This window comes from Alteromonas sp. NFXS44 (assembly GCF_040148705.1).
Taxonomy (GTDB): domain Bacteria; phylum Pseudomonadota; class Gammaproteobacteria; order Enterobacterales; family Alteromonadaceae; genus Alteromonas.
Window position 1 is genome coordinate 318307 of sequence record NZ_JAGDEA010000011.1, and the last position, 16451, is coordinate 334757.

The window sequence follows — 16451 nt, forward strand, 5'->3', positions numbered from 1 at the left end:
CCTGTAAAGCCAACTTGGCTTTATGATCATAAAAATCACAAAGGGGAGGTAATCAACCCTCCCCTTCACTCATTTTCTAAAGCAACATCTGGCGCATGTCTTCCAGAACTGCTTTTAAGTGTACAGCAAAGCGTGCTGCCACCGCGCCGTCAATAACACGATGGTCGTATGACAATGACAGCGGCACCATCAGACGAGGCTCAAACTCTTTACCATTCCACTTCGGTTTAATATCACTCTTCGATACGCCAAGGATGGCTACGTCAGGTGCATTAACGATTGGCGTGAATGCTGTACCACCAATGCCACCAAGGCTCGAAATGGTGAAGCAGCTACCCTGCATGTCAGCAGCTTTCAGCTTACCGTCACGGGCTTTCACACTGATTTCCATTAACTCTTTGGAAATCTCCATGATGCCTTTCTTGTCAACATCACGGACAACCGGCACAACCAGGCCTCCCGGCGTGTCTACTGCTATACCGATATGGTAGTATTTTTTCTGAATTAAAGACTCACCGTCCGCAGAAAGTGAAGTATTAAATACAGGATACGCTTTCAGTGCGTCGGCTACCGCTTTCATCATGAACACAAGCGGCGTAATTTTCACACCCAGCTTGCGCTTGTCAGCGATAACGTTCTGCTGCTTACGGAAATCTTCCAGATCAGTAATATCCGCTTCTTCGAACTGCGTAACGTGAGGGATGGTTACCCAGTTTCGGTGCAAGTTCGGACCGGAGATTTTCTGAATACGGGTTAACGGCTTCTCTTCAATTTCACCAAACTTGGAGAAATCGACTTTAGGCTGCGCGATAACCTGTAAGCCACCACCTGTGTTGCCAGACGCTACGGCACCGGCTGTCGCTTTCGGACGGGCCAGTTCATGCTTCACGAAAGACTGGATGTCTTCTTTCAGAATACGGCCTTTACGCCCTGTTGCGTCAACCTGAGTCAGATCAACACCAAATTCACGGGCCAGACGACGTACAGACGGAGACGCGTGCACTTTACCTGTCTTAGGCTTGTTGCCTGCAGACGGGTGGTGCGGAACCGGCGGCGCTTTCTGCTGAGGTGCTTGCGCGGCAGGAGCCGGCGCTGCTGCAGCAGGCTTGCTTTCTGCTTTAGCTGCAGCTGGTTTCGCCGCACCTTTCACTTTCAGCATGATAACCGGTGTACCCTGAGACGCTTTGTCACCTTGCTTGATAAGCAGTTTGGTAACGGTACCGGCTTTAGGTGCAGGCACATCCATGGTCGCTTTGTCAGTTTCCAGCGTGATCAGGCCATCTTCCGCTTCCACGGTATCGCCTTCAGCAACCAGAATTTCGATAACGTCTACGTCAGTATCGCCACCGATATCAGGCACCTGAACTTCAATTTCTTCTTCCGCAGCTTCTTCTGCAGGCGCTTCTTCAGCGGCCGGCGCAGATTCTGCTGCTGGTGCCGGCGCTTCCGCCGGTGCTGATTCCTGTGCAGGCGCAGCAGCTTCGCCACCACCTACTTCCAGAGTCAGGACCAGAGAACCTTCTGACACCTTGTCACCTTCTTTTACTTTAAGGCTAACCACTTTACCCGCCTGCGGCGAAGGTACGTCCATGGTTGCTTTGTCAGTTTCAAGGGTGATCAGGCCGTCTTCCGCTTCCACGGTATCGCCTTCAGCTACCAGAATTTCGATTACGTCTACGTCAGCAGCGTCACCGATATCCGGTACCGTTACTTCAATCACAGACGTGCTGCCAGAAGCAGCCGGCGCTGCTTCCTGCTCAGGCGCTTCTTCTTTTGGTGCTTCAGCTTTCGGCGCTTCAGCAGCCTTTTCTTCAGCTGCAGGCGCACTGTCAGCAGCACCCGCCACTTCCAGTTTCGCCAGCAAATCGCCTTCAGAAATTTTATCGCCAACTTTTACAGTCAGCTCAGATACCTTACCGGCAAACGGTACAGGGATATCCATGCTGGCTTTGTCGCTTTCTACCGTAACCAGTGCATCTTCCGCTTCTACGGAGTCACCCACTGCTACGCAAATTTCGATTACTTCTACCGAATCTTCACCCAGATCCGGTACCAGTACGTCTTTAATATCTGCCATGTTCGTTAGTCTCCCTTAGCTTATGCGTAAAGTGGGTTAACTTTCTCGGCATCAATACCCAGATCCGTCATTGCTTTTGACAGTGTCTTGGCATCAACAGAACCCGCCTTGTACAGTTCGTACAGCGCAGCGTAAGTCACGTATGCAGCGTCAACTTCGAAGTGACGACGCAGATTCGCGCGGCTGTCAGAACGACCGAAACCATCAGTACCCAGTACACGGTATGCGCCCGGTACGAAATCACGTACCTGCTCGCCGTAGTTCTTGATGTAGTCAGTTGCAGTGATAGTCGGACCATCGTTACCTTCGCTGAGTACTTCAGTGATGTAAGGTACTTTCGCTGTCGCTTCAGGGTGCAACATGTTGTGACGGTCACAATCCTGACCATCGCGTGCCAGTTCGTTAAACGACGTTACGCTGTAAACTTCTGCTTCTACGCCGTAGTCAGACGCCAGTTTCGCAGCTGCTTCACGTACCTGCTCAAGGATGGTGCCCGAGCTCAGCAGTTTCACTTTCTTATCGCTGCTGCCCACAGTATCCAGTTTGTAGATACCCTTAACGATACCTTCTTCAACGCCCTCAGGCATTTCAGGCTGCTTGTAGTTTTCGTTCATGACTGTCAGGTAGTAGAACACGTCTTCCTGATCTTCCAGCATGCGACGTAAACCGTCTTGTACGATAACAGCCACTTCGTAACCGTAAGTCGGGTCGTAGCTCACACAGTTCGGGATCAATGCCGCCTGGGTATGAGAGTGACCGTCCTGGTGCTGCAGACCTTCGCCGTTCAGCGTTGTACGACCAGCAGTACCACCAACCAGGAAACCACGGGTACGTGAATCACCGGCTGCCCATGCCAGGTCGCCAACACGTTGGAAACCAAACATTGAGTAGTAGATGTAGAACGGAACCATTGGCAGGTCGTTGGTGCTGTAAGACGTACCTGCTGCTAACCACGATGCCATTGCACCCAGTTCGTTGATACCTTCCTGCAGTACCTGACCTTTCTTGTCTTCACGGTAGTAAGCAACCTGATCAGAATCTTGTGGCTCGTATTTCTGACCTTGTGAAGAGTAGATTCCTACCTGACGGAACAAACCTTCCATACCAAAAGTACGGGCTTCATCAGGGATGATAGGTACGATGCGCTTACCGATTTGCTTGTCTTTAAGCAGTGCAGTCAGTACACGTACGAACGCCATAGTGGTAGAGATTTCACGGTCGCCGGAACCTTTAGTGATGGCCTCGAACGCTTTCAGAGCAGGCGCTGGCAGATCTTCAGTTGCTTTAGCGCGACGAACAGGCATGTAGCCATGCAGGGCTTCACGACGTGCGCGCAGATATTTCATCTCTTCGCTGTCTTCGTCGAACTTGTAGTAAGGCAGATCAGCTAATGCTTCGTCAGATACAGGGATGTTGAAACGATCGCGATACTGCTTAACCGCTTCTTTGTCCATTTTCTTAACCTGGTGGGCAATGTTCTTACCTTCACCGGATGCGCCCATGCCGTAACCTTTAACGGTTTTAGCAAGGATTACCTGTGGACGACCTTTAGTCTTCGTTGCGCGATCGTATGCCGCATAAACTTTAACCGGATCGTGACCACCACGGTTCAGACGCCAGATGTCTTCATCTGACATGTTAGAAACCATTTCTTTCAGTTCAGGGTACTTACCGAAGAACTTCTCACGGGTGTACGCGCCGCCTTTGGCTTTACAGTTCTGGTATTCACCGTCGATAGTTTCGTTCATCAGGTCAAGCAGCTTGCCTGAAGTATCGCGGGCTAACAGTGGATCCCAGTAGCGACCCCAGATAACTTTGATCACTTCCCAGCCTGCGCCGCGGAATGTACCTTCCAGTTCCTGAATAATTTTTGCGTTACCACGTACAGGGCCGTCAAGACGCTGCAGGTTACAGTTGATAACGAAAGTCAGGTTGTCCAGGCCTTCGCGGGCAGCCAGACCGATAGCACCCAAGCTTTCCGGCTCATCACACTCACCGTCACCCATGTAGCACCATACGCGCTGTTCTGAACAGTCTTTGATACCGCGATCAGTCAGATACTTAAGGAAACGGGCAAGATAAATCGCCTGCATCGGACCTAAGCCCATAGATACAGTGGGGAACTGCCAGAAGTCAGGCATTAATTTAGGGTGCGGGTAAGAAGACAGACCTTTGCCATCTACTTCCTGACGGAAACCGTCCAGTTGTTCTTCGGTCAGACGACCTTCAATGTATGCACGGCTGTAGATACCGGGTGCCACGTGGCCCTGATAGAATACGAAGTCGCCGCCATCTTTTTCATTTGGTGCACGGTAGAAGTGGTTGAAACCCACATCGTACAGCATTGCAGAAGATGCAAAGCTTGAAATGTGACCACCCAGCTCTAAGTCTTTCTTAGAACCGCGCAGAACCATCATCAGGGCATTCCAACGCAACGCGTTACGGATTTTGCCTTCAATAGTCTGGTCACCCGGCATGGTGGGTTCTTGTCCGGGAGGAATGGTGTTGATATATGCCGTCGTTGCATCGTACGGCAAGTGGGCACCATTTCTGCGTGCTTTCTCAATCAGTGATTCTAATAAAAAGTGGGCTCTTTCAACGCCATCTTCTTCTAAAACTGACTCTAACGACTCCAGCCATTCTTGTGTTTCTTGCGGATCCACATCTTGGTGCATCATTTCAGTCATGGTGCCATCCTATTGTTGCTGATATTGAAAACCATCCTTGCCGGCAGAACCGGAGGATGGAAAGACTAAAACCAGGTTGTACGTTACGTAGGCCTTACCGGCTTACTGTTTTTCTTTTCTTACCTGTTACAAAACCGGCAAGGTATTACTAAGGCAGTGCCTTAAATCTCCAGGCGTCTTAACGCGCGTTGCACTCGGCTGTCACGCTGGTTAATCGCCAGAAGCGTTTTCTCAATTAACGCAAGGTGGGCGTTACACGCCTGTCTTGCTGCTTCCGGATCGCGGGATGCGATAGCAGCCAGAATTTCCTTACGCTGACGTCTGACTTCGGCGTTAATGTCTATTTCATCATTCTGATATAAGGCAAACATTTCGAAGTTACGTTCAATATTCTCGACCAGCATGGTCTGCATGGTGCTCATTACATGCAACAACACCATGTTATGGGAGGCCCGCGCCATCACCATATAAAATTCACCGACCGCTTCTGCCAGAGCACGTTTACTTTCCCCGGGAGCGGGTACCGGCAAGTTGTCCAGCGCGGCCTGAAGTGCCTGATAATCTTCAGGCTGGCCCCGCAGCGCTGCGTAATAGGCAGCCATACCTTCCAGCGCATGACGAAATTCAAGTAAATCGAACTGCGTTTCCGGACGACGGCTGATAAGCGCCATTAACGGGTCTGTCATTGCCGCATTGAGGTTGCGGCTGACAAAGGTGCCGCCTCCCTGCTTGCGCTCAACCAGACCACGGGCCTGCAGGTTGCCAATTGCTTCACGGAGCGAAGGACGGGAAACATCAAACTGGGTTGCCAGTTCGCGTTCAGGAGGTAGCTGTTGTCCGGCCAGCAGTGTGCCATCAAGAATCATTGATTCGAGCTGTTCAGTGATGACATCTGATAATTTTTTCCGACCGTGGCGCATACCTGTGCGGTTCCTCGCTTATGAAAAGGGGCGGCCATAATGTAAACAAAGTTACTCGCCACCCACTCATTGGTCATACCATTTTACCTATCTAGTTTAGGTCAGATCGAAATGGAGGTAAATAGTCACCCATCGAAAGTAACTTACATTTAACCTTTTAGACGAGCTAGATATTGAAATTGTTGAAATTTTTTTACAACACCATCTGGTCTGATGAGCGAAATATGTTGATTTTCTGTTCAAATCCGGTTGATTTAACGTGCTTTAAGCTTCAGGGATGATGTGCAGAAATGGCGTGGTAAAGAATTGGCGGGGCACTCTTTGTATTAACAAATTGCCCCGGCATTGTTCTGTTGCTGCAGGTCTCGTCATCATTTTACTGTGTAGTAAGACCCCGCGGGCTGTTTCAGGCAACCCAACCGGTAATGGTGAGAACAGATGTGATCACCAGTATAAAAATGATATTCCTTTTTGCCAGCTTTACACCTGCCTGAACGTGTGCACACGCAGTCATTCTGCTGCAGGTAGCGCTGTCTCCGGCTTCAATAATTTCAGCCTGACGGGCTACAGACCAGAGTACAGCCGGCGTGCCTTCAGACACATTTGTCAGTTTCTCAAGCCAGACGGATGTGGCGCGGGAGAAATGCCCCACCACCAAAAATCCCAATGTCACCGCACGGGCTGGTAACCATTCCAGTGCGAACAGCAACTGCTCTGTGGTCAGCGCTGCCTCCATGTGATTACCGCGGTAATAATGGTGAGCTTCACGGACAAACATATAGAACAATGCGCCCGGTGCGCCGAAGAATATGAAGAACAACATTACCGCGCCGTAATAGCGGAAGTTTGCCAGCAAAAGTAACTGCTGCATGCGTGTGCCGTCGTCCGGCTCCGGTTCATTGTCTTCTTTACCCAGCAACCCGGGATGTAGTTCTTTTTCATACAAATCACAGGCTTCTTTGTCTTCCCGCTGGGCAGCCTGAAGCCATGACTTATAAATCCGGCGAAAATTCGTACACCCTAATGCGAGGAACAGCACCGCCGTCTGAACGATAAATGTCAGAAAGCCACCGAAAATGTAAGTTTCTGTCAGCCCTAAAAGCACCGCCGGTATAAGAAGGTACAGCCAGATTTTGCGGGATGCCTGTGTATCGGCGCCGCTTATTCCCATTTTTCGCAAACAGAAGTTAACAAAAACCGGTGACTGCCAGTAGCGGTTCCGCAAGAACATTCTGTCAAACGCCAGCGCCAGTAAAAGACTTATCAGAATCACGTCATTATTCCTTTATGCGTGGGTCCGGTGACCCGTTATCACTTAAACAATATTAACTAACGTTACTGCTGCTTTGTCGCTTCGAACGACAGGCCTGTGCGCAACCGGCACCAGTCAAAATACTCTCCCGGATCGGTTTTACGGCCGGGAGCAATATCACTGTGTCCGGTAATTCTGCCAATGGTGATGGCCGGATGGGTGTCGATAATAAACTGTGTTACCCGTTGTAATGCCTGATATTGCTCTGCAGTGAAAGGTTCATTATCACAACCTTCCATTTCAATACCGATGGCGTAGTCGTTACATTTATTACGCCCCTGAAAAACAGAAAGCCCGGCATGCCAGGCTCTTGCCGACAGCGGCACAAACTGTTCAACCTGCCCGTCACGGTAAATCACACAATGAGCAGATACCTTTACGTTTTTAAGATCGCTATATGAAGGATGTGCATTGATATCAATGGTACCGGTGAACAACCGGCGGATATCACCTGTACCGTACTGTCCGGCAGGTAATGAAATATTATGGATGACAAGCAATGAAATGCAGGCATCTTCCGGCCGCTCATCATAGAACGGTGACGGTGTATACTGACTGTCGGGGATAAAATCCATGGTCGCACAGAAAATCTCAGGTCATGCCTAAGTTTGACATCTGCTATTGCCATACTCAAGAATAACCCTACATATAACTTTCAAAGTTAGACACTTATATATAGCCGGGGGAACGGTGAGCAATGAACATAATGCCGGAAAGTGGATGTACATACTGGCCTGGATTTGCGGGCTGGGCTTGCTGACATTTGTTTTTGGCGACTTGCTTAACCGGCAGGAAAACCCGAATCGTGAACCGGAATCTGTGCGCATTGAAAATCAGACGGAAGTACGGTTGAAACAAAACCGCGCCGGTCATTACGTCACGGCGGGCACGATAAACGGCGTACCGGTTGAGTTTATGATCGATACCGGCGCAACAGATGTTGCCATTCCCGCACATCTGCAGGAAAGACTTGGCTTAATTCCTACGGGCAGTGCACTGGCACAAACCGCCAACGGTGTGGTCCGTGTTGCAAGAACAGAGTTAAACAGTGTGTCTATTGGCGATATTACTGTTTATAACGTACGTGCGAATCTCAACCCCGGCATGAATGGTGAACAAATTTTACTCGGAATGAGCGTTTTAAAGCAGCTTGAGTTTACTCAGCGCGGAGAATGGTTAATATTGCGTACACTTTAATATAAGCAGAGCGTAAGCATGACTATTCCTTCTCAAGCCGCGATCCGCCAGCAAGTCTCAGAAGCACTGGCTGAAGATCTGGGCGGCAGCGTCGACGCCGGTGCAGATATCACCGCTAACCTGATTGATGCATCCACGCAGGCCACAGCCACCATTATTACCCGTGAAGATTGTATTGTTTGTGGTATGGCCTGGGTTGAAGCGGCATTCAATTTGATCGATCCGCAAATAGATATCACGATCCATACACAAGACGGGAGTGCAGCCAAAGCTAATGACGTGCTAATTTCATTGTCCGGTCCTGCCAGAGGCATTCTCACTGCCGAGCGCACTGCGCTGAATTTTCTGCAAACCCTTTCCGGTACGGCAACCGTTGCACATCACTATGCATCGCTGCTTGACGGCTATCCGACGAAGATACTGGATACCCGTAAAACGCTGCCCGGACTACGCCTTGCCCAAAAATATGCCGTCGCCTGTGGCGGTGGTCAGAATCACCGGATCGGATTATTCGATGCCTTTCTGATCAAAGAGAATCATATTTTTGCCTGTGGATCGATTACGAAGGCTGTACAGATCGCAAAGCAAAATCATCCGGACAAACCGGTGGAAGTGGAAGTGGAAAGCCTTGATGAGCTTGAGCAGGCGCTTGATGCAGGTGCAGATATCATCATGCTGGATAACTTTACAAACGATCAGATCCAAAGCGCAGTCGACATCACAAAAGGCCGGAGTAAACTCGAAGTGTCTGGCAATATTACGGAAGAAAGATTGCAATCTTTAGGAAAATTAGGGGTTGACTTCATATCTTCAGGGGCATTAACGAAACACGTTCAGGCTATCGATCTGTCGCTTCGTGTCGCTATGAAAGGATAAAATTCACTTACAAATCAAAAGAGTGGATACATTCCTGTTATCCCCTAAAGGTATTCACTCTCATCCCCTCACTGCTGTAGAACCTATTCATATGTATATTTCTGAATACTTGTCAGTTGGCCTGCTCCGCCTATACTGAGCATCAAGTACCGGGGACGTTGAAAAGGACGACTCGGGTATAAATCGTAACTTTGAATGAAAGATTTAATTTAGCGCATTATACGCAAACCCGGAGATATACCATGAAAAATGTTAACGCTCAAAACCAAAAAGGTTTCACTCTTATCGAACTGATGATCGTTGTTGCTATCATCGGTATCCTGGCAGCAGTTGCTTTGCCAGCGTATCAGAACTACACGAAGAAAGCGAAGTTCTCTGAAGTAGTTGCTGCAACTCAGTCTTTAAAAACAGCCATTGAAATTTGTGCTCAAACAGAAGGTGGTTTCACTAGCTGTACCCAAGCCACAAACGGCGTCCCTGGTGATATCGCTTCAGGCGGCCCAGGTAACCTTGAATCAATTGTTTGGGCTAACGCATCTAACACTGCCGGTACTATTACAGCAGCAGCAGATACCGGTAATGGTTTAGCTGGTGAGACCTATATCCTGACAGGCGCATTTAACGGAACAGGCCAAGTAACATGGACTAAAGGCGGTACTTGTTCAACTGGTACACCAGCAATCTGTTAATACAAAGATTCAGCTAGCCCGGTCATTGACCGGGCATTTCTGTTTACACTACCGGTGACTGGATGAGATATGGCAAAGGCAGCAGTAGTTTTTACCTGGCAGGGCAAGGATAAGCGCGGCAGCAATCAGAAAGGTGAAATTTCCGCGATGAATATCACGGAAGCAAAGAACCTGCTGCGTCGTCAGGGTATCTCTGCCCACAAAGTCAAAAAACAGGCAAAGCCCCTGTTTGGCGGAGACAAAAAGATCACCGCTCAGGATATTTGTGTTATATCCCGACAAATAGCTACCATGCTGGCAGCCGGCGTCACCCTTATTCAATCATTGGATATGATCGCATCCGGCCACGATAAAGCCTCCATGCGCAAATTACTTGGCGAAATTTCAACAGAAGTTAAAGCCGGTAATCCTTTGTCATCCGCGTTACGGAAACATCCTCTTTATTTTGACGATTTGTACTGTGATCTGGTGAAAACCGGTGAACAATCCGGTGCCCTGGAAACCATTTATGATCGGATCGCTACTTATAAAGAGAAAGCTGAAGCACTTAAGGCTAAAATCAAAAAGGCGATGTTTTATCCCATCGCCGTTCTTGTTGTCGCGTTTATCGTAACAACAATCCTTTTGGTATTCGTGGTACCCCAGTTCGAAGAAATTTTCAGTAGTTTCGGGGCTGAGTTGCCGGCGTTCACCCAGTTTGTTCTGGCTATATCGCGGTTTGTTCAGGATTATGGCATTTTTATCGGGATGGGCATTGCCGGTGCTATCTTCTTATTTATCCGGGCCTTAAGAAAGTCTAAAGGGTTGCAGGATAAAATGGATGCACTGACACTTAAAATTCCGGTAGTGGGTGAAATCCTGAAAAAAGCAGCGGTTGCCCGCTTTACCCGCACTCTATCAACAACCTTTTCTGCCGGTGTTCCGTTAATCGGCGCACTGGATTCTGCTGCCGGTGCATCAGGAAATGCGGTGTACCGGGAAGCTATATTGTTCATTAAGAAAGAAGTGGCGGGTGGTCTGCAAATGAATACGGCTATGCGGGCTACGAACGTGTTTCCCGACATGGTGTCGCAAATGGTGGCAATTGGTGAAGAATCCGGTTCCGTAGATGAAATGCTGGCCAAAATTGCTACGATTTATGAAGCGGAAGTAGATAACATGGTAGACGGTTTAACCAGCTTGCTGGAGCCACTGATCATGGCAGTACTCGGGGTTATAATTGGTGGTCTGATTGTAGCCATGTATCTGCCTATATTCCAGATGGGTAACGTGGTGTAACAAATTTGAGTAACCGCCTCTGGTTACACACCCAAAACTAATTATTCATTGAGACAGGACTGCTTTTCGGGCAGTCTTGTTGTATCAGAACACGATAAAAATAAAGCGCTTATATGGATGCCATCATTTCATTAATGCAGCAGAGTCTGCCGGTGTTTCTCACCACTATCTTCATTTTCAGTTTACTGGTTGGCAGTTTTTTAAACGTTGTCATCTACCGTTTACCCATCATGATGGAGCGAAGCTGGAAAGCGGAATACCAAAGTTACTTTAACGAAAACGAGCAAGTCCAACAGCCGGAACCTTTTAATCTGGTAAAACCGGACAGCACCTGCCCCCGCTGTCATCACAAAATCCGTGCATGGGAAAATATCCCTGTGATCAGCTATTTAATGCTGGGCGGAAAATGTGCGGGATGTAAGGCAGGTATTTCAATCCGATATCCGCTGGTAGAGCTGTTCACCGCGCTGGTGTGTACTTTTACAGCCTGGCATTTCGGTGCCACAGCGCAGGGCATCTGGGCGGTATTGATAGTATTTATTCTTATTGCGCTGCTCTTTATCGACCTTGATAAAATGCTGCTGCCGGATCAATTAACACTGCCATTACTATGGCTGGGACTGATCTTAAGTACCCAGTCTGTCTTTACAGGTCCGGTGGATGCCATTATTGGTGCTGCTGCAGGTTATTTAAGTTTATGGTCTGTCTACTGGCTGTTTAAATTACTTACCGGAAAGGAAGGAATGGGATACGGCGATTTTAAATTGCTCGCCGCATTAGGCGCTTTTACCGGATGGCAGGGTCTGCCCATTATTATCCTGTTATCCTCTGTGGTGGGGGCCGTGGCGGGTATCACACTGATGATTGTGCAGCGCTCCGGTAAATCTCTTGCGATCCCCTTCGGTCCGTATCTGGCCGTCGCCGGTTATCTCACATTATTGTACAAGACAGAGATCATAGACGGTTATCTTGCCTGGGTGATGGGTGCATGAGCCATCCTTACGTTGCAGGACTAACCGGTGGGATCGGCAGCGGTAAATCTGCTGTCAGTGATTTATTTGCGCAGCTCAGCATTAACATTGTCGATGCTGACATTGTTGCCCGTCAGGTGGTCGAACCCGGTACGCCGGCGCTTGCGAAAATCGCTGGTCATTTTGGCCGTGACATTTTACAAAAAGACGGCACGCTGGACCGCGCCGCTTTGCGTAAACAGGTCTTCGCTGATGCAGCGGCAAAACAGTGGCTTAATGCCCTGCTCCATCCGGCAATCAGGGAAGAAATGCGAAAGCAGCTGGTAGCAGCCACCAGCCCGTACGTGATTTTTTCGGTGCCTCTGCTCATAGAAAACGGACTAGATGCAATGACAGATACCGTGATTGTGGTTGACTGTGAGGAAGACACTCAACTTACGCGGGCACTTAAGCGGGATGGCAGTGACGTGACAACTATCCGCGGGATCATGGCATCTCAGGCCAGCCGCCATGACCGGCTGGCAAAAGCCAGTTATGTCATAGATAACAACGGTGCGCTTGAACTTTTACCCGCTCAGGTTGAACAATTACATCAAATATTACTGAAAGCAGCAGAGAAATCCCCCGGTAGCTGAACGGCTGTTTTTTCCTTAGGGCTTGATATTTTGGCACTTTTGCGCTGTAGTGCTAACAGTTTATCAGAGAGGCCCACATGACCAGCACCACATACGAATTTCCGCTTAAAGAAAAAGTGAGGAATTACCTGCGCATCGAGCACCTGCTTGCGCAGTTGAAGACCGGTGCCTCAGTGCAGAATAAAGCCCTGCATGTGTACTTCTTCGAGCAATTATTCACCCTTATGGATCTGCTGGACCGGATTGATCTGCGTACTGATTTGATTAAAGATCTTGATGTGCATGAACGCAACCTGGTGCACTGGTCCCAATATCCGAATATTGATACAGACGCGCTTGAACAGTCCTTAAAAGTGATTGTACGCCTGAAAGGCAAACTAAAAGCGGAACGCAAATTCGGCACAGCGCTGAAAGAAGATAAATTTCTTAACGGTATCCGGCAGCGTTTTTCCATACCCGGCGGCACCTGCAGTTTTGACTTGCCCAATTTGCACTACTGGCTTAACCGTTCCAAAGAAGACATTCAGGAATCGATGAAAGAATGGCTTGTATCTCTGGCATTACTGGAAGAAACAGTATCGGTACTGTTGTCGTTCCTGCGGGAAAGAGGTCCGTTTAAACCTATGGAAGCCACAAACGGCTTTTATCAGGGCGTGGCTGATGACAAGTGCGGATTAATCCGTGTTCGCTGTGATGCCAATCAGGGGTATTACCCTACTCTCAGCGGCAATAAATACCGCTTCGCCATTCGCTTTATGCTGTTTGAAAATGAAGCCGGACAGTCCCCCTCTGTGGAGAATACAGTGTCTTTTGCTATGGCGGCCTGCTAGACTGCCGCCATACTTTTTACCTGAAAGAGAGTGAATTCAGTGAAGGTTAACTGTCCTGAATGCAGCATATCCGTCGAGTGGTCTGCAGAAAATAAACATCGTCCTTTTTGTTCCAAGAAATGCCAGCTTATCGATTTGGGAGAATGGGCTGGTGAAGAGCGCGCGATTCCCGGGCCAAAGCAACATTCTGATACACCGCCCGGAATGCCTGATATTGAAGACATTGAAGCAATGCTCAGTCAGCAGCAGGACGATTTTTTTAAACACTAAACCCTTCCCCGTTGAGCGTTTTGTGTGAATGTATCCGGGCATTCAGCCCGAATTCAGATAAGGCTTTTCTCTTATGTTAAATTCAATTGCACTTATTGGCGGTACTCACGGCAACGAGACCAGTGGTATTCAACTTATCCGCAACTGGCAGAAGTCCGGTTTGCCTGAGCGCTTCTCGTCTCTGAATGTCACCTGTGATTTTGCCAACCCGGCGGCTATGGACGCCAATGTCCGTTTTCTGGATGAAGATTTAAACCGGCAGTTTACTGCTGAACGTCTTGCAGCAGACAACCCGGCCAGAGAGGCTGTTCTGGCAAAATCGCTGAATGAACGCTTTGGCCCGAAGGGTAATGCTGCAACAGATTTTTTCATCGACATTCACAATACCACCAGCCACATGGGCGCTACCCTGATTGTGCTGGAAGCCGACGAATTTAATACCAAACTCGCCCGGTTTGTTAAAGACGTCATGCCGGAAGCCAATATTCTGGTAGAAGATGAAAAAGACTACGCATCTCATGGCTATTTATGCACCGTGGGTAAAAAAGGTGTGATGATTGAAGTCGGCGCTCAGCCTCAGGGCGTATTACGGGAAGATGTGTACCAGTTAACGCAAACGATGGCGGAAGCGATTCTGGATTTTTGTGTCGCCTGGAATACAGATAGCAGCTCAATGGATTCGCTGCCTGCCTGCGAGGCTTTCAGATTGGGTTATGAGGCAAAATTCCCGCTGGATGAGAACGGCGTACGTAAAGCCATGATCCATCACAGCATTCAGGATCAGGATTTTACGCCACTGCTTCCCGGTGCGCCGGTATTCCGGGGGTTTGACGGTTCAGATTATGTCTGGGAAGGTGACAAAGAAACCTATCCGCATTTTATAAATGAAGCAGCATATTTCAAATTAGACGTGGCCTTCGCCACCGCCGACCGGATTGAGTTCTGATCCTGAAGGTTTGTGCTGCCACCAAGTACCGGTTAGTGTGAGACGATAAAAAACAGGCCACCCTTAATACAGAGCGGCCTGTTTCATTTCTGAAACACTGCAGATCAGAACAACTCGATTTTCGGTTCCCGGGTTTCTTCCGGCGCTACCCGTTTTTCACCGGTAGAGGTGGTCAGGTCGAAGTGAATACGGCGCTGATCTTCCATGACATACTTCTCAAACATTTCCGCCGTACTTAAATTGAATGAGTCGTCGAAAGCCTTGCGTCCGTCAATGTAGTCAGAGAACTGGCCGAACAGGCTTACCAGGGCTTCATGTTCCAGTTTTACGTTCTCGGCGCGCTGGCGGATAATATCCTGAAACTGGATCTTACCGATTGCCCCGCTGACTTTGCCGGCGATGTCTTTTGCTACGCCGCTGAAGCAATTGAGCATCCGCGGGCTGAATTCCTCGAGCCGGCGGTAATGGGCCGTCATGCTGGCCAGAGAGCCGGAGAACGATGTCAGCAACTCACAGGTTTCGTCACTCTGATTCGTGGAAAGCAGTTTTTCACCGTGGATTTTTGCTGTTTCCATGGCAGAGCGGATCCCGGATTCAATTTTCTCTGCGGCCTCTGACGACTGGGAAGATAATGTTCTTACCTGCTCTGCCACCACGGCGAATCCGCGCCCGTATTCTCCGGCCCGCGCTGCTTCAATAGCTGCATTCAGTGCCAGCAAGTTAGTTTGAAAGGCGATATTTTTTACCAGCTCTGTGAGCTCTTTGAGCTTATCAATTTCCTGCAGGACTTCCTGAATCGCCGCAGTGTGCGCTTTATCGTGTTCCTGCTGGGTATTTATTAACTGGGTAATTTCCTCAAGGCGGTGATTTGCCTGGTCAATTTCCGCTGCACTTTCTTCCTTAAATTCAGCAGTATTACGCTGGGAAAGCTCAATACTGTCGATACCGTTTTGAATGACTTCTTCAATCTGATATAAGGCACTCATCAAGTCGACGGAAGCTTCTTCAGTAATGTTAGAAATACCGTCAATCTGTCCGTTCAGAATACTTGCATACTCGTCCACCTGCTGGTGAGTGATATGCAACTGTTCTGAAGTTTTGTCCAGATAAGCATTTGCTTCCGCCAGTGCTGTTTCAAGTTCATCAATGTACCGGGTTTCAGCCACGGTCTGACGTACAACCCAGAGAGCGCTGGTTACGAGACTACAAATAATTGCTCCCCACCATGACAACTGCGTTCCGGCAAACTGGTTTATAAGCAGCACGCTTACCAGCGCGATACCTGTTCCGGTTATACACAGTGCCGCCTGTACAAACGGACTGGCGTACCACTGAGCCTGCTTCAGGCGTGCAACAGCAGTCAGAAATATTTCTCGTAAATTCACCATAAAGCCTCCTACGGCACCAATTGTTTTACTACTGCGATCAATTGATCAGGTTCGACAGGTTTTACCAGCCATCCTGTGGCACCAGCACGCTTTGCTTCTTCCCGCTTGGTTTGTTGTGATTCAGTGGTCAGCATCAAAATAGGTGTGAATCTGAATTTCGTATTTTTCTTTATTTCTTTAATCAGCTCTATGCCGTTCATTCCCGGCATGTTCAAATCGGTGATGATGAGTTTTGGTGACGCGCTTTGCAGTGTTGTCAGCGCAGCTTCAGCATTTTCCGATTTAATGATGTCGTAGCCTGCACGTTTTAACAGCATTTCCATACTCATCAGCATGGTCGCCGAATCGTCAACTAAATGGATGGTCTTCATTGAT

General features: G+C 48.8%; 16 protein-coding genes. 9 read left to right on the forward strand and 7 right to left on the reverse strand.

Translation table 11 applies throughout. From position 1 onward, the window contains the following. Positions 1-76: 76 nt before the first annotated feature. The 5 genes from aceF to ampD form a co-directional block, all read right to left on the reverse strand. Entirely contained in the window at positions 77-2077 is a 2001-nt protein-coding gene (gene aceF, locus J3369_RS15180; RefSeq protein ID WP_349588381.1) for a pyruvate dehydrogenase complex dihydrolipoyllysine-residue acetyltransferase, read from the reverse strand. A 20-nt stretch (positions 2078-2097) separates the two neighbouring features. Beyond that, a complete protein-coding gene (aceE, locus tag J3369_RS15185; protein ID WP_349588384.1) occupies positions 2098-4764 on the reverse strand; it encodes a pyruvate dehydrogenase (acetyl-transferring), homodimeric type in 2667 nt (888 codons plus the stop codon). 161 nt (positions 4765-4925) lie between these two features. Beyond that, positions 4926-5684: a GntR family transcriptional regulator gene (locus J3369_RS15190; RefSeq protein WP_349588387.1), complete on the reverse strand. Its 759-nt coding sequence runs from the start codon at positions 5682-5684 to the stop codon at positions 4926-4928. A 406-nt stretch (positions 5685-6090) separates the two neighbouring features. Further along, positions 6091-6957: a regulatory signaling modulator protein AmpE gene (gene ampE / locus J3369_RS15195; RefSeq protein WP_349588390.1), complete on the reverse strand. Its 867-nt coding sequence runs from the start codon at positions 6955-6957 to the stop codon at positions 6091-6093. A gap of 62 nt (positions 6958-7019) precedes the next feature. Beyond that, positions 7020-7571, reverse strand: coding sequence for a 1,6-anhydro-N-acetylmuramyl-L-alanine amidase AmpD (gene ampD, locus J3369_RS15200; RefSeq protein WP_119502158.1), 552 nt, complete (start codon positions 7569-7571; stop codon positions 7020-7022). Positions 7572-7716: 145 nt separating this feature from the next. Here ampD and J3369_RS15205 point away from each other — a divergent pair, with 145 nt between their 5' ends. From J3369_RS15205 to J3369_RS15245, 9 genes are all read left to right on the forward strand, one after another. Beyond that, positions 7717-8193, forward strand: coding sequence for a retropepsin-like aspartic protease family protein (locus tag J3369_RS15205; RefSeq protein WP_349589180.1), 477 nt, complete (start codon positions 7717-7719; stop codon positions 8191-8193). 18 nt (positions 8194-8211) lie between these two features. Further along, positions 8212-9069 carry a carboxylating nicotinate-nucleotide diphosphorylase gene (nadC, locus tag J3369_RS15210; RefSeq protein ID WP_303572901.1) on the forward strand — a complete coding sequence of 286 codons (858 nt, stop codon included), beginning with the start codon at positions 8212-8214 and terminating at the stop codon, positions 9067-9069. 242 nt (positions 9070-9311) lie between these two features. Continuing rightward, positions 9312-9758 carry a pilin gene (locus J3369_RS15215; RefSeq protein WP_349588393.1) on the forward strand — a complete coding sequence of 149 codons (447 nt, stop codon included), beginning with the start codon at positions 9312-9314 and terminating at the stop codon, positions 9756-9758. A gap of 69 nt (positions 9759-9827) precedes the next feature. Beyond that, positions 9828-11036 (forward strand): type II secretion system F family protein, encoded by a 1209-nt coding sequence (locus J3369_RS15220; RefSeq protein WP_349588395.1) that lies wholly within the window; start codon positions 9828-9830, stop codon positions 11034-11036. Between the two features lie 113 nt (positions 11037-11149). Then, the gene (locus J3369_RS15225) at positions 11150-12028 is read left to right on the forward strand and encodes a prepilin peptidase (RefSeq protein ID WP_349588398.1); all 879 of its coding nucleotides are present in this window, start codon (positions 11150-11152) and stop codon (positions 12026-12028) included. Further along, entirely contained in the window at positions 12025-12642 is a 618-nt protein-coding gene (gene coaE / locus J3369_RS15230; protein ID WP_349588401.1) for a dephospho-CoA kinase, read from the forward strand. Before J3369_RS15225 ends, coaE begins: the two co-directional genes overlap by 4 nt. Positions 12643-12719: 77 nt before the next feature. Next, entirely contained in the window at positions 12720-13472 is a 753-nt protein-coding gene (gene zapD / locus J3369_RS15235; RefSeq protein ID WP_303572896.1) for a cell division protein ZapD, read from the forward strand. Between the two features lie 39 nt (positions 13473-13511). Continuing rightward, entirely contained in the window at positions 13512-13742 is a 231-nt protein-coding gene (yacG, locus tag J3369_RS15240) for a DNA gyrase inhibitor YacG (RefSeq protein ID WP_349589183.1), read from the forward strand. 73 nt (positions 13743-13815) lie between these two features. After that, a complete protein-coding gene (locus J3369_RS15245) occupies positions 13816-14688 on the forward strand; it encodes an aspartoacylase (protein ID WP_349588403.1) in 873 nt (290 codons plus the stop codon). 104 nt (positions 14689-14792) lie between these two features. Here J3369_RS15245 and J3369_RS15250 read toward each other — a convergent pair whose 3' ends face one another. Together J3369_RS15250 and J3369_RS15255 are read right to left on the reverse strand one after the other, a co-directional pair. Next, positions 14793-16076, reverse strand: a complete 1284-nt coding sequence (locus J3369_RS15250; RefSeq protein WP_349588405.1) for a methyl-accepting chemotaxis protein — start codon at positions 16074-16076, stop codon at positions 14793-14795. An 8-nt stretch (positions 16077-16084) separates the two neighbouring features. Further along, entirely contained in the window at positions 16085-16447 is a 363-nt protein-coding gene (locus tag J3369_RS15255) for a response regulator (protein WP_119502168.1), read from the reverse strand. Positions 16448-16451 lie beyond the last annotated feature (4 nt).

Bases quoted from the DNA above. Each gene is read 5' to 3' on its own strand.
- zapD (WP_303572896.1), top strand. From the start codon at position 12,720: ATGACCAGCACCACATACGAATTTCCGCTTAAAGAAAAAGTGAGGAAT.
- J3369_RS15225 (WP_349588398.1), top strand. From the start codon at position 11,150: ATGGATGCCATCATTTCATTAATGCAGCAGAGTCTGCCGGTGTTTCTC.
- J3369_RS15245 (WP_349588403.1), top strand. From the start codon at position 13,816: ATGTTAAATTCAATTGCACTTATTGGCGGTACTCACGGCAACGAGACC.
- J3369_RS15220 (WP_349588395.1), top strand. From the start codon at position 9,828: ATGGCAAAGGCAGCAGTAGTTTTTACCTGGCAGGGCAAGGATAAGCGC.
- aceE (WP_349588384.1), bottom strand. From the start codon at position 4,764: ATGACTGAAATGATGCACCAAGATGTGGATCCGCAAGAAACACAAGAA.
- J3369_RS15205 (WP_349589180.1), top strand. From the start codon at position 7,717: ATGTACATACTGGCCTGGATTTGCGGGCTGGGCTTGCTGACATTTGTT.
- ampD (WP_119502158.1), bottom strand. From the start codon at position 7,571: ATGGATTTTATCCCCGACAGTCAGTATACACCGTCACCGTTCTATGAT.
- J3369_RS15215 (WP_349588393.1), top strand. From the start codon at position 9,312: ATGAAAAATGTTAACGCTCAAAACCAAAAAGGTTTCACTCTTATCGAA.
- J3369_RS15255 (WP_119502168.1), bottom strand. From the start codon at position 16,447: ATGAAGACCATCCATTTAGTTGACGATTCGGCGACCATGCTGATGAGT.
- coaE (WP_349588401.1), top strand. From the start codon at position 12,025: ATGAGCCATCCTTACGTTGCAGGACTAACCGGTGGGATCGGCAGCGGT.
- J3369_RS15250 (WP_349588405.1), bottom strand. From the start codon at position 16,076: ATGGTGAATTTACGAGAAATATTTCTGACTGCTGTTGCACGCCTGAAG.
- aceF (WP_349588381.1), bottom strand. From the start codon at position 2,077: ATGGCAGATATTAAAGACGTACTGGTACCGGATCTGGGTGAAGATTCG.
- J3369_RS15190 (WP_349588387.1), bottom strand. From the start codon at position 5,684: ATGCGCCACGGTCGGAAAAAATTATCAGATGTCATCACTGAACAGCTC.
- nadC (WP_303572901.1), top strand. From the start codon at position 8,212: ATGACTATTCCTTCTCAAGCCGCGATCCGCCAGCAAGTCTCAGAAGCA.